Origin of the sequence: Glycomyces paridis (genome assembly GCF_004912155.1) — a bacterium.
GTDB lineage: Bacteria > Actinomycetota > Actinomycetes > Mycobacteriales > Micromonosporaceae > Glycomyces > Glycomyces paridis.
Genome location: NZ_STGX01000018.1, coordinates 37490 through 60214 on the forward strand (window position 1 = coordinate 37490; position 22725 = coordinate 60214).

The window sequence follows — 22725 nt, forward strand, 5'->3', positions numbered from 1 at the left end:
CCCAACGTCGCCTCTGGAGGAACCCCTTGGCAGATCGTTTCACCACCAAACTCTCCAACGCCCTCAAGAGCGAGTTCCTCGACAAGTTCCACCCCGATGACGTACCGCAAGGGGATCCGGACCAGCGCGAATTCCATACCGGGGCCTTGTCCGCGATGATGGTCCGCCTCCTGGTCGACTGTCCTTCCGAACGCGCCGTGGACTTTGTCACCAAAGGAACCGACGACCATGGCATTCACGCGGTCGCCTATGACGAGCGCCAGAACCGGCTTTGGCTCATCCACAGCATCTGGCCCGACAACGGGGATGCAAACGACGAAAAAGGGTTCCGAGACTTTGCCACCGGAGTCGAGCACATCCTCAATGCACGACACGAGAAGTTCAACAACCGCTATCGTCGCCACGAGGTAGCAATCGAGTCGCTCATGAACAAAGACCCCCATATCACGTTCGTGGTCGCGCTCGCTGGATCCACCTACAACCACCCTGTGCACTGGCAGGCGTTGGAGAAGTGCGCCGATGAGATTCGCCGCTGGTACTCGCACCGTCCCTTCATCGAAGTGTTCACGCTCGACAAGCTCGTCCAAATCGCCCGTGCCGGCATGAGCGAGCCGCCGATCAGCCTCAAGGTGAACTTCGCAGCGCTGGCGACGGACACCGAGGACCTGCCCCATGAGATCTACTTCGGCACAGTGACTGCCGCCGAGGTGGCCCGCTGGTACGACCTGCACCGGGAGCAGCTCTTCCGTCGCAACATCCGTGGTGCGCTCGGCCGGACCACGGTCAACCAGTCCATCCGCACCACCCTCATTGAACGTCCCGAGCACTTCTGGGACTTCAATAACGGCATCACGATGATCGCCCAGTCGGGATCGATCGACGCGGGCGGCAGTGGCGAACTGAACGGCGTGGCCATCGTCAACGGTGCGCAGACCGTCTCCTCCATCGCCGAAACCGTCAAGGAGCACACGCAGGCGGGCACGGCCAAGGTCCTCATGAAGGTCTCGATCATCGGAGCAACGAAGCAAGACAACGATGAGCGTGGGGTCGATCTGCCGCGCGAGATCACTCGTGCCGCGAACACCCAGAACCAGGTAGACATCCGCGACCTTGCCTCGTTGTACGAGCAGCAGGACGACCTCAAGCAGGAGTTCTACACCGTTCTGGGTTTGGAGTACACCACCCGGCACACCGAGGCCGCCCCCGCTGATGACGACGGCTGCACTAGCGAAGAGGCGCTCATCTCCCTCGCGTGCGGTCACGCCGACCACCGCTATGCCGTGCAGGCCAAGACGCTGTCGGACGTGCTGTGGGATCGCAACGGCGGAGGCGCGTATCGAAACCTGTTTCGCTCCGGCATCACCGCCGAGGAAGTCTGGCGCCAAGTCCGGCTGATGCGGATCGTCCAAAGCACGATCAGCACGGCGCGGAAGAAGTACACAGGCAGAGCCGCGCAGGTCGCCGACCACGGCGACCTGCTCACTGCGCATCTGGTGGCTCGGCAATTCGCGGACCGGATCCACGACGACGACTGGGAGGAGACCGTGCTCGACAGAGTAGCCTCGACTGCGGGAGAAACCCTCAAGCGAGTCATCACGCTGTTCCCGAACGGACATCCATCCTCGGTCGTCAAGGACGAGCAGAAGGCCAGAGATCTGGTCAACCAGGTCTTCAACGAGATCGCCTCGGGATCAGCGGTCCCCGAAGTTCCCAGCGAATTCGTGAAGGGACGGTCAAGCGGCAAGAGACGTACCCCGGATCTCGCGCCCCTGATCGCCAAGCACAGAGCGATCAAGGAGGGCACCATGCTCGAATTCCGGCCGATCACCAGAGAACACCGACAGCTCTTCCAGCGGTGGATCACCGCAGATCCCCGCCGGTCCCGAGCGACTTGGATCAACGACAACAAGGCCCAGCTTCGCTGGGAGGTTGACGGCAAGATCTACGCCGCAAGTCGCCTGGCGCTCGACTTGATCAACAGCCTGGGAGAGAAACGCTACAAGTCGATCCGTGGTCCTGAATGCTGGTACGTCCCGGGACTCGGCTCGCTGAAGGACATCGGGCTACGCCTCCATGACGAGATAAATGGCGTGGACGAGGTTGACGTCGAGGACAACGGCCTGTTCTGAATCCCATGGTCAACCGTCATATCCTTCAGTTCTCTCAGAATCTGGAAGTTCTTCAGAGCCAAGGGCTTCGGCGATGGCGGCGAATTCGGCGAGGGCGGCTTGGAGGTCCTCGACGATCTCTCGGGCGATCTGCGCCGGGGGCAGGAGGCTGTCGGCGTCTTCGAGCGACGGGTCCTTCATCCAGGTGATGTCGAGGTTGACCTTGTCGCGGGCGATCAGGTCCTCGTAGTCGAAGCATTTGAAGCGCTCGGTCTCGGTGCGGGCCGAGAGCGGCTTGCCGGCTCCATAGCATTCGACGAAGTCCTGAAGGTTCGAACGCCGCAGCGGTCGCGTCTTGAGGGTGAAGCGCTGACCGGTGCGGAAGTCGTAGATCCAGACCTTGCTCGTGTTCGGCTTGCCGTCGAGCTGGTACGGGTGCTTCTCGAAGAAGAGCACGTTCGCCTTGACCCCGCCGGCGTAGAAGATGCCGGTGGGCAGGCGCAGGATCGTGTGGAGTTTGAACTCCTTGAGCAGTCGAGTGCGGATCTTCTCCCCCGCGCCGCCCTCGAAGAGCACGTTATCGGGGAGGACAACGGCGGCACGGCCGCCCATGTCGAGCGAGGCCATGATGTGCTGCAGGAAGTTGAGCTGCTTGTTTGTGGTGGTGACCCGGAAGTCCTCCCGGTCGTAGCTCATGTCCTGGGCCTCGGTCTTGCCGTCGGTGCCGATGACGGTGATCGAGGACTTCTTGCCGAACGGCGGGTTCGCAAGGATGAGCGAGGCGTGCTGGCTCGGCTTCGCGGCGAGTGCATCGGCGACGTCGATGAGACTCGGGCCGTCAGGGTCGCCCATGCCGTGCAGGAGCATGTTCATCGCGGCGAGACGGGCGGTGCCGGGGACAAGCTCGGTACCCCAGATGCGGCGCTTGCTGGTGTTGAGGCGGAGGTGCGGCGGCAGGTTCCGGTGGCGCTCGCGGATGTAGGAGCGTGCTGCGATGAGAAATCCGCCGGTCCCGCAGGCCGGGTCCATGATCGTGTCCTCAGGGCGGGGCTGCATGACCTCGACCATGGCGTCAATGAGGGGGCGGGGCGTGAAGTACTGGCCCGCACCGGTCTTGGTGTCCTCGGCCCCTTTGGCGAGCAGGCCTTCATACGCGTCGCCCTTGAGGTCCGTGCCGTGGATGGTCCAGTCCTCCTTGCCAATCAGGTCGACGACGAGCTTTTCGAGCAGAGCCGGTTCGGTGATCTTGTTCTGCGCCTTGGCGAAGATGACCCCGAGGGTGGTGCCGGACTCCTTGCCGAGCTCGGTGAGCACGGCCCGGTAGTGCTCCTCGAGCGCGGCGCCCTTCTTGGTGGAGAGGGATTTCCAGTTGTACTCGTCCGGGACGACAGGCCGGGACTCTTCTTGAGTGAGGCCGTCTTCGGCCTGCTCATGGACCATCTTGAGGAAGAGAAGAAACGAGAGCTGCTCGACGTAGTCGATGGTCGAGAGGCCGTTGTCGCGCAGGACATCGCGATAGTTGACAAGCTTGCGGACCAGGGCATCGGTCTGCGCGGCCTCTTGCGGGTGCTCGATGTTCACAGTCCCAACTCCTCTTGAACGAACGTACCGGCGGCCTCCGACGAAACGGAGGGAGCGGTGCGGGTACTGACGGCCACGGTCTTCTTCGGCGCTCGCCCGCGCCTGAGTTTCGGCTGGGCCGCCCGCTCGGCCCTGATGCGGTCCAAAACGGCGGAGGCTGGCTCATCGGCTGGGTCTTGCGGCACCAGATCCCCAGCGAACGCCGACTCCAGCAAACCCTTCCGCAAGCGATCGGCCTGCCTCATCGCTTGTTCCGCAGTATTAAACGCATGGGCAACTGTTGTCTCCCACTCCGAGACGGCATCCAAGATCCGCAGTTGTTCCTCATGAGCAGGCACAGGTACAGGGAAGTTCGCCAGCTTCGTGCCGTTGACGTTTGCTTGACCAACCTGTTGGGATACGACCGAGTCGATGTACCGGCGGCCAGCCGGACTATTGATGAAGAGGTTCACCCACTCAGGTTCGATACCATCAACGAGTCTGCATCGAATGAGGTACGAGGCGAAGGTCATCGGCCCAAGGTCCGAGCGATATACCGCCGATTTTCCAACAAGCTCAGCGCTGTTGGTTCTGTTGAACAAGAGGTCTCCGTCTTCAAGGAGGAGCTTCCCTACGTCCGGATGATTGCCCGGGAGGTACTTGAGCACGGAGGCATCGATTCGGCCACTTTGAATGTTTCCCATGCGCAAAACCGGTGTGCTACCCGATTCACCGTCACCGGTCTTCGCAGAGGTGCCGTACTCGATCAGGGTACACAGCGAACCAAGAGATCTCACTGCCCAATGTTTTGGGCAAAGGGAATCTCCGATCGATGATTCACCCTCCCTTACCTTTCGACGTTTGAAGCTAGTACCGGCCAGTACACGGTCGACCTCGTCCAACAGCTCCTGAACTGGCTGATCCGTGTCCATACGACCAGAAAGCTGACCTGAGATTCCCTGATGTTCCATTGACTTGCGCAGCCGAATCGCGCGACACCTGGCCGATTGTAGGTCGCCAATGGCGGAATCAAGGCGGGAGAGGTGGCCATCGAGGACATCGACTATGCGCTCCTGCTCTGCTAGCGGCGGCACAGGAACGGTTTCTTCTTCAAACTTGGAACGAGTGAGATGGACCATCCCGGAACCGTGTGCTCGCTCTTGAAGCGCCTTGAGTTTGTAGTTAATGAGGTAATAAAGGAACTTCCTGTTGATCTTGGAATCAACCTTGAATATGTGTTGATTAAGCGCGGCGTCCGATCCTCTCCAAATGTGCGCCCCCAACGTGGCAGCCCATGAGATAAGCAGATCACCATCCTTTACAAGATGCTTGTCGTCAAGTTCGCCGGAAAAGTAATTGAAGGCAGCGCCCGAACCGGTCAGATTTTGAATTCGAATGATTGGCAATCCTTGAGTTGACCATTCGGATTTCTTGAATCCTCTGCCGTTGAAATACTCGCCGACTTCGCCCAGGGTTGACCAGGCCCAGCCGGGGGGTAGTTCCTTGTCGCTCAAGCTAGCTCCCTGTTCAGCTCGGTCAGTAGGTCGAGGGGTTCTCGGTCGGGGTAGGCCTGCCTCATCGCCTTCTTGAAGCCTCGGCCTCCTCCTCGTTCACGGAACGGTTCCTCGTTCATGAGCTTGGCCTCGATGCCGATGTCACTTGCTACGACCTCGCAGATTCGTTCCAGCCACCACATCTGGTCTTCGGTGAAGGTCACCTTCGCCTGCTCCTGGCGGAGCAGCCAGCCCGCGAAGCGTTCCCGCACCACTTCTTGGTACGGCTTCAGTTCTGTGTCCTCGCCGAGTTCGTACCTGATCAGCGTGATCAAGTCCGGGATTCCTGCGCCCCGCCCCGGGTGCTCGGCGGCCTTGCCGAGTCGCTCGTAGCAGAGCCACAGGTGCTCGGGGGTCCATGCCCGCTGCGGCCGACCGATCATAGCGGCCAGCGCCTCAAGCTCCGCATACACCTCACTGGGTGTCATGCGGCCCGGGTGGTTCATGGCAATCTCGATGGCGGTGATCTGGTCGCGGTTGTCTTCGAGGAACTGGTGCCAGCTCGCGACGATCTCCTGCGATCGCTCTTCGGCGGTCAGGGTCTCGATGCCCAGGACTTCGACGTCTGTCAGGTCGTCGACCACGTAGTCCTTGTCGCGGCGGATGTCGATGATCTCGCGGCGCAGTTTCGGGTTGGTGGTCAGCGGTTCGATGGCCTTGACGATGAGTTCGCGGGCGGCGCGTTCGGCTGCCTTTTCGTCTCCGCCCTCGAACCGGACGGCCTCCTTGGCCCGCTCCTGGGCGTCGGCGTCGGTCGCGGCCACGATGCCGCTCGCGATGCGGTTGAGGCTCCATCCTCCCGAGGTGTGTTCAAGGAGGCGGCGCTCGTCGTCGGTAAGCTGCTGTTCGAGGCGCGCGAGGCGTCCGGCGAGCATTTCAGCCTGGTCGAGGTCAATGGACTTCGTGGCGGTGCGTTCAAGGAGCTTCTTCAGCGAGACCTGCTTGGGTCCCGCGGGGACGAGTGGTTTGGCGTCGTTGAGCGGGTGGTCGGTGACGCCGACGGCGTCGATGAGGAGGAACTTGCTCTTGCGCACGGTGTCGTCAGCGCCGGGCGTGACCTCTTGGAGCTCGACGGGGTTGATGGTGCGGGCACCGCGGCCCTTCATCTGCTCGAACTGCACGGCGCTGGCGGTGGTGCGCATGAAGATCACGCATTCGAGGGCCCGGATGTCGGTGCCAGTGGCGATCATGTCCACGGTGCAGGCGATGCGGAGCGTCGGCGAGGTCCGGAAATCGCGGATGAGCTGGTTCGGGTCCTCCCCCGCCTGCCGGGTCTTGTAAGTGATCTTCTTCGCGAAGTCGTCGCCGCGCTCGAACACCTCCTTGGCCTGGGCGATGACGGAGTCGGCGTGCGGGTCGCTGACGGCGAAGATCAGGGTCTTGGGCACCTCGGCGCGGCCGGGGAACCATTCGCGCCAGTGGTCGCGGTAGTAGGTGAGGACCTGCCGGATCTCGTCGACGCTCTCGGCTTTGCGTCCCACCTGGTTCGTCGTGTAGGTGTAGTCGTCTTCGAGCTGCTCGTACCGGCGGTGCCTGGTGGCGCGGTCGCGCACTTCGACGGTCTCGCCGGCGTCGATGGTGGCCTGGCCGTCGCGGCGGAGGCTGGTGCGCAGTTTGAGGATGTCGAAGTCGACGTTCACGCCGTCGGCCACGGACTGAGGGTAGGTGTACTCGCTGACGAGGTTCTTGGAGAAGAAACCGAGGGTCTGCATTGTCGGGGTGGCGGTGAGGCCGACGAGGTGGGCGTCGAAGTATTCGAGCACGCCGCGCCACAGACCGTAGATCGAGCGGTGGCACTCGTCGACGATGATCAGGTCGAACGACTCGATCGGCACGGCAGGGTTGTATCCGATCTCGACCGGCTTGTCCCGCTCGTAGGCGTCTTCGCGCTCGTCGGCGTCGAGGCTGTCTTCGAGGTGCTCGCCGCGCAGGAGCGCGTACATGCGCTGGATCGTGCAAATGACCACCGAGGAGGTCTCCTGCAATCCGGCCGGCCCGAGCCGGTCGATGCCGTAAAGGTCTTCGAGCCTGCGCCCGTCGTCGGGCGCGATGTAGTGGTTGAACTCGAACTCGGCTTGACGCCCGAGGTTGTTGCGGTCCACGAGGAACAGCACGCGGCGGGCGCGGGCGAATTTGAGCAGCCGGTACGTCTCCGCCGCCCCCATGTAGGTCTTGCCGGCGCCGGTCGCCATCTGGATGAGCGCCTTGGGCTTGTCGGCGGCGAGGGAGCGTTCGAGGCCGTGGATCGCGTCGATCTGGGCTGGCCGGAAACCGCCTTCGTCGAGGCCGGGCAGGGCGCGGAGCGCGGCCCGGAAGGTCGGCGCCTCGGGATGCTCGCCGGCCTCGCGCATCCAGCGCGCGACGGTCTCGGGCTTGTGGAACGCGAACACCTCGCGGGAGCGAGGGTCCGGGTCGAGGTGATTGACGAACAAGGTTTCGGCGCCTGTGGTCGCGTACCGGAAGGTGAAGGGCTCGTCGCGGTTCCAGGCGGCGAGCGAGTAATCGCGATGGACGCCGCGCGCGTAGCGGTCGTTCTGCGCCACGGCCGCCGTCAGCGACTCGCCTTCGCGCTTGGCCTCGATGACACCGACGATCGAGCCGTTCACGTAGAGCACATAATCGGCGCGGCCGTTGGCGAGCGGGAACTCGCGGACCGCGACCCCTGTGCCCGCGTCCGGGTTGAGGTCGGCGAAGTCCTGGAGCACCCAGCCGGCGGCCTTCAGGAACTTGTCGATCTCGCGTCGGGACTCGACCTCGTTGCGGGGGCGCTCCCGTCGCAGCCGGTGGACGATGTTGTCTCGGGCGCGCACGTCGGGCTTGGCCGGGTTCGCCTTGGCCTGGGCGTAGGCGTGCTCGTGCTGAGTGCTCAGCCGGGCGACCTGTTCGCTCAGGGCTTCGAGCTGCCGCCGCATCTCGTCCTGGACCTGGACGGCGGAGGCCATGCGGTTCTCGGCCCGTTCCCGGGCGAGTCGCTCGGCTTCGATGCGGTCGGCGGACTCGCCGAGCCGGGTCTCCGCCTCGGTGAGGGTGTCGCGGAAGCTCAGGATCATCTCGGCGACCTCGTCGGAGGCCGAGGAGGGTTCGCGGACGAAGGGGCTGTGCGGCGAGGGCGGGACGAACGCCTCGGCGGTCCGCTTGTTCTGGATCGCATCGTGGTACCAGAGGCCGAGCTTGTGGCAGACCTGGACCGCTTGGAGGGCGCGTTTCACCTCGAAGACGTGCTCGTGCACGACTTCGTTCCGTTCGACGCGGAGGAAGTGGAAGTCGCGTTCGATCTCGGGGAGGAGCGCCCCGAACCTGGCGAGTTCGCGGATGCGGTCGATCTGGTGGCCACCGGGGACGCGCAGGCCGAACCGCATGACCAGGATCTCGGCCAGGGTGTCGCCGAACTTGCCCGACTGGGTGAGGGACACGTTGGGGTGCTCATAGACCGTCGCTTCGGCCTGTGCCCCATAGAGGGCGAGGAGTTCGGACAGCGGGAAGAGGCGGCCGAAGTTCGGTGAGCGGCGGGCCAGATCGGCGAGCTTGGCGTCCACGTTCGTCCTTTCCACTTTGAGGAGTGCAGCCGATCAGGATAACCGATCTGGCGCGGGTTCGGGGTACTGAATTTCTCGCGCCGGGAACCCGATCAAGTGGCAGTCATCACCACGAGCGGGCCTTCGTATCTCCAACCAGTGCAAGCGATCTCGATCCAAGTCGGATATCCGACACATTCCGACACGCGTACGGCGCCATGGGCGATCTTGTAACGACCTTCTCACCCTATCTACAATTCCTCCACATGACGGAAAGCGACGAAGAGACTCCCGGTCCGCCCCCGCTCATGGAACTGGCCCGTCAACTCATCTCAGAGCGGACCCGGCCGAGGGAGTACCACCCTCGCGGCTACGACAAGACCGAGATCCCGCGCGACATCTGCTCGGCGAAGACCCTGGGTCGCTTGGAGTCCGGTCGGTATCGTGGAGTCAAGCTCGGTACGGTGCTCGCGCTGGCGAACTTCTACCGGACTCCTCCCCCACTCACGGACCACATGGCGAACCTCGTGAAGGCGGCCAGAGCGAATGACTGGTGCCGCGAGTACGCGAGCGCTCTGGACGACAACGGCTGGTTCTACCAGCAGTGCGAGGACAATGCCTCCTACCTGGCGTTCCACTCGTTCTCTCTGATTCCCTCTCTTATCCAGGGCCCCGCCTACTATCGGCTGATCAGAGGCACTACGAAGGTCAATATCGGAGAGGATCCCGACTGGGATGGGCGTCTTGAGTTCCGCATGGAGCGGCGTGAGCGCTGGATTGAATCGGAACGTCCGGCACTCGTCATCATGGGCGAAGCCACACTGACCCTCGATCTCGGCCCAGAGAAGGCCGAGATCATCGCCGACCTCCGCAAGATCGCTGCCATGCCGTTCGCCGACGTCCGCGTGATCCCTTTCTCAGCCGGACTCTATGAATTGCAGCGGTGGGGCCTCAATTTGATGGAGTACGACGGCGGCGAGGAGACCGTGATCCATGTTGAGTCTCCACGGGGTTCGGGGTTCGTCTCTGCGGACTCGACGCGAGGTAAGTTCTTCACCGGTGGCCTCAAGGTGGCTTCAGGCCACTCGATCGAACTGGAGGACTTCCTGAAATGACCGGAATCGGGCCGTGGCGCAAGTCCAGCCGCAGCGGCAACAACCAGGACAACCAATGCGTTGAAGTCCGCCTCAACGGCGAGACCCCGCAGGTGTCCGACAGCAAACTGGCCGATGATCGCCCCATCCTCACGATCAGCGCAGGCAGCTACCGCGGCCTATTGGCGTGGGTGAAGGACGCCCCGGAACAGTAGTGACCGAGACGGCCCTGCGTGGAGGCAAGAGCGCCGTCGTTCACCAAGAACCAGCACCATCGAGCGATTCGGCGGCGGGGACCACTGTCCGCCGCCGATCGCATCCCCGACAGAAAACAGAAGGACCTATATGAGCGAGCAGATTCGAGAGCATCTCCTCAAGGGGCGGTTCGACATCGACGCCGCCCGCTGGGTCCAGCCCGACTCCGATGACGGCACCCCCGGCGAGCTTGAGATCGGCTTCGCCGCAGACGGCCTCGTGGCCATGCGCCGCGCCGACGCCCCTGGCGGCACGATCCTGATCTACACCCCCGAGGAGTGGGAGGCGTTCGTCGGCGGCGTCCGGGACGGCGAGCTCGACCTCAGCGTGCTCGTCGAAGATGCCCAGCGCGCCGGGCCCGGCCAGGAATAATCGCTCCACTCGACCGATTCCCACGCGTTCGTCGGGACATTCTTTGCGGACAAAACAGCCGGTCCGTTCTGTCCACCCCATTTGTGAATCCGGCAAGTCCGACGAACTCGCTCGCCAGAATCAATCCTTGTCCGTGTGTTTGCGCTGCTCTTAAGCTTGTCGCATTGGAACACCACAAATGGTGTCCATCCATTAGCGACTAATCGTCGGCTTCGAGGAGCGTGCGGGATGACACGAAGCGAGCGGCCACCGCTTGAGCCCGGACGCGTGTACGGCGAGATCCTGAACGCCGCGGGCACGACCTTCGTCCTCCGCGCCAGCGCCGGCGGCCACCGTGTCGCCGTTCGCCTGCATCACGACGAGGGCCCGGAGATCGCGGTGGTCTGCTGGCCGCTGGAACCGTCTCGGCGGCTCATCCGGTGGCAAGGGCGCCTCTGGTCGTCGAACCCGGCCGAGTGGAAGCATGAGATCAAAGTTCTGGTCTTCGCGGCGATCGATGAGCGGTTTGAAGTCGCTCGCGACCGGGACGGGTTCCGCGGCGAGAGGGTCTGGCCGTGAGCGAGTTCGCCGATCTCCTGTCGCGCAGCGCATTCGCGCTTCGACTTCCGCAACTCATGGGCTCCGCCGTCGATGGTGGCGACAGCGGATCCGGGGACGGCGGCCACGGCGCGCCGTCCGCTCCCCCTGACGCGGCCGCGGCGGCCGAGGTGACGGTTCCCATCGCCGCCGCGGCCGCGTCGAACCAGCCAAACGTCGGGTATCGGGCCGTCGTCTTCGAGAAGCCTCACTCCGACACCGTCGACGGCCCGGACTTGGTGGGGTCCCGGCGTCGCGTCACGGTGTCCTGCCGCCTCTGCCCGAGCGTCGTCCGTCTCCTCGCCTCCGGGTACGGGGAGATGGCGCGCCGGGCAGAGGCGGCAGGGTGGCAGTACACGCCGGGCCGTCACCTCCACGACCGCGCCTGGTGTCCCCGCTGCCGCCCGAACGCCGAAAAGGCCGTCGATTGAACGCTCGACACGATCGCCTTCCGGCGGGGCCGGCCGCCGCCGCCAGCACTGCTGACCCGCAGCGGCGGCCGGTCCGTTCCTCTTGCATGGTGACGCTGGGGTGCATCGATGTCGACGGTCTGGCTGTCGACCTGGTCTGGTCGAGGCTCTCCGATACGGTCCTCGCGGATTTCCGCGAGGTCGAGCCGCGGCGGATCGGCACCGCGGTCTTCGGGCGAGCCGAGCCGGCGTTCATAGCGCAGCCCGATCACCTGGACTGGCTCGGGTACGAGAACCGGGCCGATCGGATTCTCGATGCGGCGATCGGGTTGTTCGAGGCGCGATCCGAGTTGTAGGCCGTGTCAGGAGTTGTCGAGGTCCTTGCGGATCTGGTCGGCGATGTCGACGAGGGAACCCCGTTCGGCGACGAACCAGTAGAGAGTGCCCTGCACCGCGGACCGCTTCTTGCCGGTCGCCTCGAACCAGATCTTGTCGACCAGGCCGGTGGCGGCGTAGGTCTGGCCGTCGTACTCCCATTTGAGCGCCTTGGACTTCGCGTGTTCCCAGGTGGCGAAGCGTCGGGTCGGGTCGGCGCTGAGCCAGTGGTTCAACAGCTTTGCCTCGCGGTCGCTGCGGGCCCGGAAGTCGAGCCTCGTACCCGGTTCGATGGCTTCGTAGCTGTAGATGGTACGGACGGCGTTCTCGTTCTTCGGCTTCGCGACATTGCCGAGGTATTCGGCGGGGAGGACGGGGGCGGGCGCATCGGTGGAGAGGTACGCGGAGGCGGCTCGGGCCAGGTCGCGGCATTTCTGGTAGTTGTTGGCGAGCGAGGCCGGGAAGTAGTTGCCGTATTCGCGGTCGGCCTCGTCGATCATGAAGTCCAGGGCGCGGTCGGTGGTGTCGCGGACTCGCGGCAGGACGTCGCGCTCCCAGTTCTTGTCGGGGTTCTCAATGCGTTCGTCGAGGAGCGCCCGCAGCGCAACGTGGATCACCAGGTATCCGAGGTTCGTCGCGAAACCCCGACCCCGCTTCTCCAGGTTGGCCTTGCGCTCCTCGATCCTGCGGCTCGCCAGCCGGTAGAGGCGAACGGTGCGCCAGATTCGGATCTCCTTGATGCGCGAGGGGAAGAGTTGGTTGTACCGGCCGCCGTCCTCGCGCTGCCAGAGCTTGTTCGGGTCCAGGTGAGCGTCGACGACGATGTCGGTGTCGCGGGCACCGGCGGCGAGGGCGATCGTGGCGTCCTCGATGGTGAAGCCCTTCTCGGGGTCGAGGTCGCGGTGGTCGCCTCGTTTGATGATGTAGTTGAGTTCCAGGGACTTGAAGTCGTCGCGGAGGCGGCGCTGCGTCTGGTCCTGGGCGGCGAAGTCGCGGAGGTCGACGGCGTTCTGGGTGTTGTTGGTCTCGGTGACGCGCTCGGCGAAGCGGTCGTCTTCGAGCTGGATCGCGCGGATCCAGACCATGGCGGTGCCGGCGTTCTCCGGGTTCGCCTGGACGGCTTTCCAGATGGTCGAGACGGTCTGGGCGCCGTTGACGACGGAGGCGCCTTCGAGCAGGAGGTCGGCGGGGCCGGAGTTGCGGAGAGCACCGTGCCCGGAGCGTTCGATCTTGTTGCACAGCACGGTGATGCCGTTGTTGAAGTACCAGAAGTTCTCCGGCTCGGAGTCGAGGGTGCGCTGGATGCCGGCATTGACGGCGCTCCCCGGGAGGGCGTCACGAAGGTTCTTGTCGAACAGCCGGTCCCCGTGCTCTCCGTACCAAGTCGCAATCTCGTCGGCGGAAGCGCAGCCGTAGTAGGCGAGGTGGGGGTGGTCGACGCGGGCGCTGTTCTCCATGCGGATCTTGAGGTCGACGGGGCGGCTGTGGATGCCGTCGACGACGAGACGGTGGATGTCGGGCAGGCGGAGGAAGGAGATTCGGGCGCAGTCGTGGACGGCGTTGAGTTCGGCGACGGTGTCGGCGATCGGGCGGGCTGCCTTGGCGTCGATGTTCGAATCGCCCATGAGGACGAACGCCACGGTGACCTTGAAGCGCGGTTCATTGACCACGGACTCGACGAATTCACGTAGTTCCTGGTAGCGGGAGTTGAAGACCTCGTGGCGGTGCTCAGTGATGAGCCGGAGTCCCTCGTTGAGCTTCGCGGCGGCGTCGAGCGTGAGGCTGGCCTTCCCCTGCTCACTCCATTTTGCTTGGACGAGGTAGAGGTGGGCAGCATCGATGTCGAAGGCAATGGCGTCGATGCCGTTGTCGTCCTGGCCGTCGATGACGCTCATGGCGGCGTCAGTCTCCGAGCACTCGGTGAGGTACTGGACGGCGAGGGCGGCGAGGGACCGGCTACGGCGGGATTCGTCGCGGCGCGGTTCGGGGAAGTGCGCGACGTCGTCGAGGCCGATGTGGGGGCCGAGTTTCGCATCGAGATAACGACGGATGTGGTCGACGTGGATCTGGTTGACCGCCATGGGAGTCCTCCAGGGACGAGGGGTGCGGGATCTCGTATCGTAGCAACTCCGTGACGATCCGCAATCCCCCGAATGAGGCGGTCAGGTCACTGGCGAGCTGAGCCGGGATCACCGGTTCGCAGGTCGTTCAGCAGCGCCGGGAGGAGGCTTTCTTCCATGACCGCTGTGCCCTGGGTTTCCATGGCGGGGCTCAGGGCGGGGTCCCACGGAGCTTCGGTGGGGTTGCCGCGCAGCGCGATGCCCGGGGTGCCGGTGCGGTAGTCGGTGGTGAACATTCGCCAGGGTTCGGCGTTCGGGAAGCGCTCCAGGCCGCGGCGGACGATGCGCAGGCCGGTCCAATCGAAGTCGGCCCGCCAGCGGATACGAGCGCCTGGTGCGGCTCCGAGGAGGCGGTAGAGCGCCGCGGACGGGACACCTTCGGAACACACCAGGGGCGGACAGTCAGCGCCGAGGGCATCGGTGGCGGCGCGGACGATGGAGGGGTTCTCGACGACGTGGATGACCGGGGCGGCCACAGTGACGGGTTCTCGCCGCAGTTGCTGAAGCGTGAGGCGGAACGGGATGCCGCGGGCCGCGCGCATCCAGTCGCCCACGGGACCGCCTTCGATCGGCAGGTTGAGCACCAGGACCTGACTGGCGATGTCGTCAGAGACGATCCCTGTCCATTCGAGTAGTTCGCGCTCGGACTCGGAGTCCACCGGGTACTCGACCTCGCGCCAGGCGGCCAGTGCGCGCAGCAGCATGGTGCGCGCCCGGCCAGAGGCGAGGGCTTTCGTGTCGCCGAGAAGCCGCTCGCTGATGACGGGCAGGGGCTCGTCGGCGGCGGGAAGCGCTTCAAGAACGGCGATCAAAGCGCCGAGGCCCGTACTCGAGTCGGCGAGTTCAGCCAGGACGCCATTCGCACGAAGCGCGGTGAGCCAGGCGTGGAACCACTCGAACTCGGCGAGACGCGAACCAGTGGCATCGGCAGTGATCCGGTCAATCGCCGCGGCTCGTTCGGCGCGTCGGCGGCGGGCCGCTCCGATCTCGATGCCGAGCTCGCTGAGGATCAAGGCGGTGAGGTTCTTCGCGAAGGCGAGCTGGACGTAGGAGTCGAGGTCAGCGATGGGGAGCCGGATCGTCTTGGCTGCTGCCAGGCGATGCTTGCCGGTGATGCCGCTGATGAGATGCCGTTCGGCGGTGCCGGGTTCCGAGATCGAGAACGTCGCGCTCTCGCGTTCCATTGCGGCGGCCGCGGCTTTCAGGATTCGCTGCCACTCGGGGCCGAGTTCACTCATGCGCGGGCACCTGCCGAGTACCGGGAGAACCAAGTGCCTCGGCGAGGGACCCGTCGAAGTCGTAGACCTCGGACTGCTCGGCACCGTTCCACACCATGAGGAGCGAGGAGACGACAGCGGTCGCGTCGTCGTGGCCGAGCGTGTAGTGGGCGGCACCGCGCACATCGGGATAGGTCGCCCACAGGTCGTAGCCGGTCATGACCAGGTGCAGGTCGAACTCGGCAGCAAGGCTCATCAGCTCGCCGCAGCCCTTGTCGTCCACGCCGGCGAACGCTTCGTCGAGGCCGATCAGGCGCGGCGCATGAGCCGCGGCGGAGCCGAAAACGGCGTTCGCGGCGGCGAACAGCGGCAGGTGCAGCGCGACCGACTGCTCCCCGCCGGAGAGGCCCGAGTGCGCCTTCTTCGTCAGTTCCTGGCGCGCGCCTCCGGCACGCAGGAGCGTGAACTTGAACTTGCGCCAATTGCGGTAGTCGAGGACGTCGGCGAGGAGTTCGCGATAGGTCGTCTCGGCCTTTGATCGGGCGCGCTCCTGCTTGATCTTGTCGGCGAAGTACTTGCGGATCTCCCCCATCTGGGTTGACAGGCGGGCGGGGGCGCCGTCGAAGAGCGCGTAGAGGGCGCGCTCGGCCTGCGGGAGGTTCTCGTCGAGCCGCCATGAAACGGTCAGGCGCAGGCCGGAGGAGGTCTTGCGGGTGCGCATCGCGTCGTCCATCTTCTCGACGAGGTCTTTGGATTCGAGGTTGCGGTGGTGGATCTGGCCGGTAAGGGAGGTGAGGAGCGCGTCTTCGAGGACGTGCTGCTCCCGCTCGGTCAGCAGTTGCGCCTGCTCCAGGTGCTGTTCGTGCAGCCAGGACGCGTAGCGGCCGATGGGACGGCGGCCCTCGTCGGTGTCGACTTCGACGGTGATGACGCCGAGCGGGGAGTCCCAGCGGACGTGATGGTCGAGCCCGGTCGCCGGGAGCTGCGCCATGATCTCCTGGAGGGCGTTGTTGACGCGGGTGGTGGTCCCCTTGGCGCTGTTCTCGCTGGCCTGGACGGGCTGCGTGGCGCGGCGCAGGTCGTCCAGGAGTTCGGTGACGGCGGCAGGCAGTACCGCAGCGCCGGGGTCCTCGTCCGTGGCGGGCCAGCGGTGTCCGGCGCATTCGAGAATGCCGAGCAGGTCGTCTTCGCAGAACGGGCGCAGGGCGTAGCTCGCCGCGCGAGCTTCGCCGATCGCGGTGCGGCTCTTCTCTTCGGCGCCCTCCGCCTTCTGCTCGGCGCGGCCTTCAGCCTTGGCTGCCTCCTCCTGGCGCTTGGCTGCGCCCTTGACGGCCTTTTCGGCGTGCTCGATCTTGCGGTTGGTGTCCTCGATCCGATCGAAGATGTCCGAAGCTTCAGCGTCGAGATTCTGCTGGATGGATTGCAAGCGCGCGTTCTCGGCCTTCCACTTTTCTTGCGCTCCGGCGGCTTTGGAGGCGACCTCAGCCGCCGACTGCATGATTCGGGTTGCTCTGCCACGCTGCGTGCCGAGTCGGCCATCGAGGCCGGTCCGGGCCTTGAGGGCGGTGTTCAGGTTGTTGACTTCGATCATGAAGTCGGACAACGCGTTGCTCACCTTCTCGATGTCCGAGCGGACGAGTGCGCAGGTGCGCTCGGCCTCCGCCAGGCGCTGAACAGCGGCGAGCTGGGCCGATACGGCTTCGTCGAGCTCGGTCTGGGCGCGGTCGAGGTCTCCCCTGCGCTCGGCTACGACCACCTCTCGGGAGGCGACATCACCGAAGGCCTTGACCAGGTCCCTCACCGCGGGCATCGACCTGAGCGCCTGGTCGAGTGCGCTGAGCGCGGTGTCGCAGTCGCCGATCTGGTCTCGCAGCACGTCGGCCTTGCCGTTCAACTCGCCGATCTCGATTTCGAGTTCGCGGAGCCGCTGCTCCCTGCGCCGCTGCCGGAACGTCGCGCCGATGTACTCGGGGGAGGCCTTGCGGGCCCTGCCCGCCAAGGAGCCGTGCGTGAACCGCCCGTTCACCCCCACAACGGAGTAGGCGGCAGCATCGGAGGTCGGACGGACGGCGATGGAGTCGAGCATGGGACCGACCGCGGCTGCCGCGGTCTCGTCTTCGCATTCGAGGTAGTCGGCGAGCACCGGTGCGGCGGGCCGCTGCGACACGGGCAGTGCCCGCACGGCCGAATCCGAGGCGTCGGCCATGTCGCCGATCCAGGCGTCCAGGAAGCCGGCGGCCTCCAGCGCGGCTTCGATCGCCGCGGCCTCGGCATCGTCCACGCCTTCCTTGAAGCGGACCGACTGCCACAGTGGCGCACCGGCACGGCCAGGACGCGAGCGGTCTCTCCATTCGGGCGGTTTCGGCGCGTCGTCATGCTCGTTCCGGACCGCTTCGGCCTCGGTCTGCTTCTTCTCGATCACCTGCCGGATGCCGGCGAGTTCGACCGAGGCGTGGTGCTTGCGGTCCTCGATGGTCTTGCGGTGCCGACGGGTGCGGTCGACCGCCAGGTCCCGTAGCTTCGGCGCGGATTCGACGTCGGCATCGGCGACCCAGTCGGGGACTTCGGCTCGCAGGTCGACGCCGAGCGCCTCAGCGGAGTCCCGCGCCCACTCGTGTACGCGTTCCTCCAGGGCCTCCCGTTCGACGTTCACGGCCGTATGGGCGGCCCTGAGCGTCATGACCGCGGTGTCGAGCGCTTCGGCGGCACTGCCCATCTGTGTCTCGGCGCGGCCCCTTCTCGCGTCGGCCGCGTCGCTGTCAGCAGCGGCCGATGCGACCTTCTGGGTGTCGGAGCGGCGCTGGGCGATGGCCGCGCCCGCGCGCTGCCGGAGCCGGTCGAGGTCGTGCTCGGCCTCCCAAGGCATCCCGGCCCGTTCGGCGCAGGCTGCCACGGCCGTGTCCTGGCGCGCGACTTCAGCGGCTGCGCGCTCGACTTCCTCCTCCAGGCCTTCGACTTCGGCCTGCGCCTCCTCTGCGTCGACTCGTCTGTCGGCGGCTTGGCCGACGAGCGTCTCAGCCTGGTCCCGCAGGCCGTCCACCGTCTTTCGCAGGTCCTCCAGTTCGAGCCGGTCCCGATAGGCGTCGGAATCCTTGAGTCCTTCGAGCGCCCCTTTGAGTTCGCTCAGCTGGTCGTCGGCGGTCTCGACTTCCGCTTCGCGTTCGGCCAGCTCCCTCGCAGCGTCCCTGACCTCCTGTGCGGCCTCGGTCTCCTCGCGAAGTGCATCGTCGACGGCGCTGAGTCGGGCGTCCACCGCCACTACCGCGAGCTTGGCGTGCGCCCTGACGTAGGTGCCGTAGAGCGTGAGGAACCGGTCGATCTGCTCGTCGGCGGAGCGGAGGCTCGCGAGGGTGCGGGCGACTTCCTCCATGTCTTCGAAGGACTTCGCCGCCTCGGCGATGAGCTTCTCGTCGATCGGGCGCAGCCCCGCCGAAAGGGTGTCGGACAGGGTCTCGGGGTCGAGCTCCTTGGCGAGCTGAGGCCTGCGGAGCGTCAGGATGAGCTCGATCATCTGCTCGTAGCGTTCGGGGTCGAGACTGAACAGGGCGGTGTTGACGCGGTCGCGGTAGTCGCGGACCTGGTCGGTCACCGCCCCTTCGGGGAGCTGGGCGATGAGCTCCTTGCGGTTGCAGACCCGGTCGTCGGTCGTGATGAGGCCGAAGTCGACGCCGACGCGGCCTTCGACCACGAAATGCCAGCGCTTGACGGCGTCCTGGAACTTGTTGGCGCGCAGACCGATCCCTATGGTGAGATGCCGCTCGCCGTCGGAGAACTCCATCCACACGTAGCCGAGCCCGTTCTCCTTGCCGCGGAAGAGGAGGTTCGACTTCATGGTGCGGTCGACGGACGCGAACGGGTTGAGCCGCCGGGGCGAGATGTTCCCGTCGAACAGGAACGGGAAGAGGGATTCGAGGGCCTTGGTCTTGCCCGACCCGTTGGGGCCGCGCCAGACCAGCCAGCCGTCGGCGAACACGAACTCCTCGTCGGCGTAATCCCAGAGCCCGATGATGCCGGCCCTCGTGGGTGCGAAGCGTGTCATGTCCGGGCCTTTCATTGATCGCGAGAGCGCTTGCGGAAGACGGTGTCCCGGTAGCGGCCCGCCAGCGGCTCCAGCACGATGCCGCCCTCGACGCGGCGGACGAGGCGGAACCGCTCCAGAAGGTCGAGGGCTTCGGTCAGGAGCCGCATCGGGGCCGCGTGGTGGTCGCGGCCGAAGTTCTTGGGGTAGCGCTGCATGATGTCGATGAACTCGTCGTGGAGTTGCCGGTCGTCCAGATAAGGGCGCGTGACGATGGTGTCGGGTTCCGCCGGCGGTGCCGGGTCGGGAGCCGCGTCGGAGCCGGCGGCGAACCGGGTCTCGATCGGGATCGCCTCGTCCATAGCGCGTTCCAGCGCTTCACCGCGCCAAGCGGGCAGGTCGCGCTCGGCCGTGTCGCGGTCGGGGTCGATGTGGAGGTCGCAGGCGGCGACGAGGACGAGCAGGGCGGCGTTCGCGACCGCGCCTTCCCGGGGAAACGCTTCAACGCTGAGTCTGGCGTTGTCGACCAGGAGGACGCCTTCACGGCGGCGTTCGAAGACCAGGCCGGTCAGGCGTTCGAGGTCGTCGGCGATCGGGCGGCCGCGCAGGAAGTTGACGACGGGTTCGGGGTGCTCGGCGAAATAGGCCACGGGCGACTCGACGAGGGCGCGCCTGGCCGCCTGCCCGGCTCGTTCGCGGAGTACCGACTCCGAATCGGAGGCGACCCGTTCGCCAAGGAGTTCGCGCACGCCGCTGACGGTCTGGAGCATGACGCGCGAGCGCCACAGCGCGAAGAGGGCGTCGCGGTCGACGTCGTAGAGGGCGTCGTGCGAATCGGGGTCGGACAGCCACGCGTCGGAGGAGCCGTCAGCGGTGTGGAGGACGCCGCGCTCCTCCAGCCACGACACCGTGTCGACGAACGCGCGCCGCTGCTCGTGGTCGTCGTCGTCGAAGCCGAGGCCCGCGATGCGGTTGGCGTCGGCTTTGAGCAGGCCGGCGAGGTCGCGGACCGTGGTTTGGATACCCGTGCGGGCCAGCAAGGCCGTGAGCAGTGAGAGGTAGGCGTACTGTCGGCGGCCGAATCGGCGACCGGTGCGGGTGAGCGCGGGCTGGGTCGGGTCGAGCCGGTCCTTGACGCGGAGCAGGCGGGCGGTGTCGCCGCGGATGATCAGCTGGTAGCCGAACGCTTCGCGCATGTCGAGTGCGAGCGTCGCTGAGAAGCGCCGGATGCGACCGATGGTCTTCTCGTCCGGGAAAGCACGGGAGATGAAGGGGTGCTTCAGGAGTGCCCGTGCCGCCTGCTGGTAGTCGGCAAGCTGGTAGTCGGCGATGTCCTCGGCGTATCGGTTCACCGGCGCGTCTCCGTCCGCTCAACCGCGAGTGCGAGCCCGGCAAGGCGCAGCGTACCGGTCTTGGCGGTCACCGTGGTGTCATGGTCGGAGGGCGACACGGTCACCTTGATTCCGTGGGAGACCGCTGAGACGGGCCGGACGAGCGGTCCGCGCCGCTGGGCGAGGGCCTTGTCGAGCAGGCTCAGGAGCAGTGCGAACTGGCGCTCGTCGAGCACCGCACGGGCCAGGTCGTCCCGTGCCTCATCCGCCATCGCCAGTGCGGACTCGGTCTCTCTGCGGGCCATGGCCGCCTGGTGCTCGCGCATTCTGCGGCGCTCGGTCTCATCGCGCTTGACCTTCGCTCCGCGCGTGTCGCGGTTGGCGTTCGAGCGCCCGGTTTCGAGGAGGGTCTTGGAGAGTTCGATCGCGTCGGTGTCCCACCAGGAGGCGGCGGTGGCATGGACCTCGGGTTCGTCGTAGGTCCGGTTGACGTGCCTCGGGCCGCTCAAGTCGAACGCCGCGTCGAACAGGGCGTGCGCGGCGTCCATGGTCGGGGCGCCGGCGAACCAGGCGGCGAGGTGCCGCAGTTGGGATTCGCGGCTGACGCCGCCGCGGCGGGCGTCGGCGAGTTGGCGGACCATGCCGGTGATGTCGGCGATCGCGTTGAACGTGGCATGCGAGAGCCGGTCGACCTCACTGCCGAGTTCCACGGACGGCGGTGCGAGCCAGGCCTTGACGCCTTCCCAGCGGCGGGCCCAGTCGGCGAGACGGGCGGCGTAGGTGCCGAAGGGGCGGTCGTCCTGTTCGGCGGCGGTTTCGACGAGGCGGTCGATACCTGCGGCCTCGACGGCGGTCGCGGCTTCGTAGAGCAGGGGCGAGTAGCGCTGGAGCTCGTTGTGGAAATCGCGCAGATGCGTGATGAGCGCGTCCTTGTGGGTTTGGAAGATCTCGGCGTTCACTTCGGTGGTGCGGGTGAGGTCGCCGAGCATCGTGTAGAAGCGGGCCGCACGTTCGGCTACGTCTGCGAGCGACTGGTCGATACGCCTGAACCGCCGCAGCACCGTCGGCCCGTCGCCGTCACGGTTGGCCGTGGCGAGTTCTCGGAGGTCGTCGAGCAAGTCGGCGAACACGGTCTTCGAGAGGGAAGTATCGTCCATCCGCGCGCCGAGGACCGATTCGACAGCGGTGTAAGCGCGGTGGCCGGCTTCAGTGAACTGGTAAACCGAGTGTCTGCGGCGGAACTCGGCCAGTGTCGCAGCGCGGGTGGCGTCCTGGGTCCGGTCGAGGACCCGCCAGGCCACGAGTGCGTCGAGGCGGGAGGCGAGTTCGATCGTTTCCGGACGTGGGCATGCGTCGTCCTGCTCAGCAAGCGCGTCAAGAGATTTCGCGACCGCGTCAGTGGAGAGGACCACCTGGTAGCTGGCGCGCGCCATGTCGACAGCGCGTAGCACCCAGAGGTAGTCCTGCCGTTCCGGAGCGGTCGCGAAGCTGAAGAGCAGCAGGCGGTCGTCAAGGCCGACCGCATCGAGGCCGAAGCCGAGGGAACTAGAGTCGGTCACCGCTGCATCGAGGTCCTTTGATTACAGAGGGGAGGCGAACCAGAACAACGGTAGCAGCGTCTCAAGTCGTCTTGTGGCCAGCAGTCGGCCCAGCGTAGGTCCAGGTGCTGCTGGACGAACGAGCGCAGCTCGCCCTCGGCGGCGAGGCGGCGGTCCTTGGAGCGCCGAAGGCGCCCCAAGGACCGGGCGTGAGCGGCGTGTGGGCGGTAGGCGCCCGAGGCCGGGTGGGCGTTGCGGTGGCGCTCCCGGCTGACCGTGGAAGGAGCGCGGCCCAGCTCGCGGGCGATGGCGCGGATCGAGGCGCCCTCGCGCAGCCGGTCGGCGATGGCGATCCGGTCGGCCTCGCTCAGATACCGGCCCGAGCCGGTCGCGACCGGGCCCGAGAGGCGCACCGTACCGGCCAGCGACCGGATCTCGGTGCCCGATCGTGTCACGTACTTCTGGCCGTGACGCCATCTGCGGCCGGTCCGCTCGTTGACACCAACGATGCGGCATGCTTCCTCGCTGCTCACGCCTTCAGACATGAGTTGCAGGAAAGCGTGCCGCTCCGCTACCAGCTTCTTGCGGCCCTGCGGCTTGCGCCGGTCGTCACGGATCCGGAAGCCCATCGCAATCCCTTGTAGATCAAGGTGTTACAACGACTCCTAGAACCCAAGACCAGG

16 protein-coding genes are annotated in these 22725 nt (G+C 65.8%); 7 read left to right on the forward strand and 9 right to left on the reverse strand.

All coding sequences use genetic code 11. The features are described from left to right. Positions 1-26: 26 nt before the first annotated feature. Complete coding sequence (locus E9998_RS20900) at positions 27-2129, forward strand: AIPR family protein (RefSeq protein WP_136531636.1); 2103 nt, start codon at positions 27-29, stop codon at positions 2127-2129. A gap of 9 nt (positions 2130-2138) precedes the next feature. Here E9998_RS20900 and E9998_RS20905 read toward each other — a convergent pair whose 3' ends face one another. From E9998_RS20905 to E9998_RS20915, 3 genes are read right to left on the reverse strand one after another with little or no spacing between them, the layout of a single operon-like run. Then, on the reverse strand, positions 2139-3689 hold the full coding sequence (locus E9998_RS20905) for a class I SAM-dependent DNA methyltransferase (RefSeq protein WP_136531637.1): 1551 nt from the start codon (positions 3687-3689) through the stop codon (positions 2139-2141). Beyond that, positions 3686-5182 (reverse strand): restriction endonuclease subunit S, encoded by a 1497-nt coding sequence (locus E9998_RS20910; protein ID WP_136531638.1) that lies wholly within the window; start codon positions 5180-5182, stop codon positions 3686-3688. The genes E9998_RS20905 and E9998_RS20910 overlap by 4 nt, the downstream gene beginning before the upstream one ends. After that, complete coding sequence (locus E9998_RS20915; protein ID WP_136531639.1) at positions 5179-8757, reverse strand: type I restriction endonuclease subunit R; 3579 nt, start codon at positions 8755-8757, stop codon at positions 5179-5181. Before E9998_RS20915 ends, E9998_RS20910 begins: the two co-directional genes overlap by 4 nt. 245 nt (positions 8758-9002) lie before the next feature. Here E9998_RS20915 and E9998_RS20920 point away from each other — a divergent pair, with 245 nt between their 5' ends. The 6 genes from E9998_RS20920 to E9998_RS20945 all read left to right on the forward strand — a co-directional run bounded on the left by E9998_RS20920 (position 9003) and on the right by E9998_RS20945 (position 11799). Further along, positions 9003-9851: a Scr1 family TA system antitoxin-like transcriptional regulator gene (locus E9998_RS20920; protein WP_136531640.1), complete on the forward strand. Its 849-nt coding sequence runs from the start codon at positions 9003-9005 to the stop codon at positions 9849-9851. After that, positions 9848-10045, forward strand: coding sequence for a DUF397 domain-containing protein (locus E9998_RS20925; protein ID WP_136531641.1), 198 nt, complete (start codon positions 9848-9850; stop codon positions 10043-10045). The genes E9998_RS20920 and E9998_RS20925 overlap by 4 nt, the downstream gene beginning before the upstream one ends. A 130-nt stretch (positions 10046-10175) precedes the next feature. Then, on the forward strand, positions 10176-10457 hold the full coding sequence (locus E9998_RS20930; RefSeq protein ID WP_136531642.1) for a DUF397 domain-containing protein: 282 nt from the start codon (positions 10176-10178) through the stop codon (positions 10455-10457). 228 nt (positions 10458-10685) lie between these two features. Then, entirely contained in the window at positions 10686-11015 is a 330-nt protein-coding gene (locus E9998_RS20935; RefSeq protein WP_136531643.1) for a hypothetical protein, read from the forward strand. Continuing rightward, the gene (locus E9998_RS20940; RefSeq protein WP_136531644.1) at positions 11012-11464 is read left to right on the forward strand and encodes a hypothetical protein; all 453 of its coding nucleotides are present in this window, start codon (positions 11012-11014) and stop codon (positions 11462-11464) included. The genes E9998_RS20935 and E9998_RS20940 overlap by 4 nt, the downstream gene beginning before the upstream one ends. 86 nt (positions 11465-11550) lie before the next feature. Then, the gene (locus E9998_RS20945; protein WP_136531645.1) at positions 11551-11799 is read left to right on the forward strand and encodes a hypothetical protein; all 249 of its coding nucleotides are present in this window, start codon (positions 11551-11553) and stop codon (positions 11797-11799) included. A 6-nt stretch (positions 11800-11805) separates the two neighbouring features. On the opposite strand, the gene E9998_RS20950 is transcribed toward E9998_RS20945, so the two are convergent. The 6 genes from E9998_RS20950 to E9998_RS27175 all read right to left on the reverse strand — a co-directional run bounded on the left by E9998_RS20950 (position 11806) and on the right by E9998_RS27175 (position 22587). Continuing rightward, a complete protein-coding gene (locus E9998_RS20950; protein WP_136531646.1) occupies positions 11806-13899 on the reverse strand; it encodes an AIPR family protein in 2094 nt (697 codons plus the stop codon). 86 nt (positions 13900-13985) lie between these two features. After that, entirely contained in the window at positions 13986-15176 is a 1191-nt protein-coding gene (locus tag E9998_RS20955) for a TIGR02679 family protein (protein WP_158299914.1), read from the reverse strand. Beyond that, the gene (locus tag E9998_RS20960) at positions 15169-19194 is read right to left on the reverse strand and encodes a TIGR02680 family protein (RefSeq protein WP_158299915.1); all 4026 of its coding nucleotides are present in this window, start codon (positions 19192-19194) and stop codon (positions 15169-15171) included. Before E9998_RS20960 ends, E9998_RS20955 begins: the two co-directional genes overlap by 8 nt. 11 nt (positions 19195-19205) lie before the next feature. After that, a complete protein-coding gene (locus E9998_RS20965; RefSeq protein ID WP_136531649.1) occupies positions 19206-20525 on the reverse strand; it encodes a DUF2398 family protein in 1320 nt (439 codons plus the stop codon). Further along, on the reverse strand, positions 20522-22063 hold the full coding sequence (locus E9998_RS20970) for a TIGR02677 family protein (RefSeq protein ID WP_136531650.1): 1542 nt from the start codon (positions 22061-22063) through the stop codon (positions 20522-20524). The genes E9998_RS20965 and E9998_RS20970 overlap by 4 nt, the downstream gene beginning before the upstream one ends. After that, positions 22060-22587: a helix-turn-helix domain-containing protein gene (locus tag E9998_RS27175; RefSeq protein ID WP_158299916.1), complete on the reverse strand. Its 528-nt coding sequence runs from the start codon at positions 22585-22587 to the stop codon at positions 22060-22062. Before E9998_RS27175 ends, E9998_RS20970 begins: the two co-directional genes overlap by 4 nt. Positions 22588-22725 lie beyond the last annotated feature (138 nt).

Excerpts from the sequence above, each read along its gene's own strand:
- E9998_RS20950 (WP_136531646.1), bottom strand. The coding sequence starts at position 13,899 with ATGGCGGTCAACCAGATCCACGTCGACCACATCCGTCGTTATCTCGAT.
- E9998_RS20925 (WP_136531641.1), top strand. The coding sequence starts at position 9,848 with ATGACCGGAATCGGGCCGTGGCGCAAGTCCAGCCGCAGCGGCAACAAC.
- E9998_RS20955 (WP_158299914.1), bottom strand. The coding sequence starts at position 15,176 with ATGAGTGAACTCGGCCCCGAGTGGCAGCGAATCCTGAAAGCCGCGGCC.
- E9998_RS20935 (WP_136531643.1), top strand. The coding sequence starts at position 10,686 with ATGACACGAAGCGAGCGGCCACCGCTTGAGCCCGGACGCGTGTACGGC.
- E9998_RS27175 (WP_158299916.1), bottom strand. The coding sequence starts at position 22,587 with ATGTCTGAAGGCGTGAGCAGCGAGGAAGCATGCCGCATCGTTGGTGTC.
- E9998_RS20960 (WP_158299915.1), bottom strand. The coding sequence starts at position 19,194 with ATGACACGCTTCGCACCCACGAGGGCCGGCATCATCGGGCTCTGGGAT.
- E9998_RS20945 (WP_136531645.1), top strand. The coding sequence starts at position 11,551 with ATGGTGACGCTGGGGTGCATCGATGTCGACGGTCTGGCTGTCGACCTG.
- E9998_RS20930 (WP_136531642.1), top strand. The coding sequence starts at position 10,176 with ATGAGCGAGCAGATTCGAGAGCATCTCCTCAAGGGGCGGTTCGACATC.
- E9998_RS20920 (WP_136531640.1), top strand. The coding sequence starts at position 9,003 with ATGACGGAAAGCGACGAAGAGACTCCCGGTCCGCCCCCGCTCATGGAA.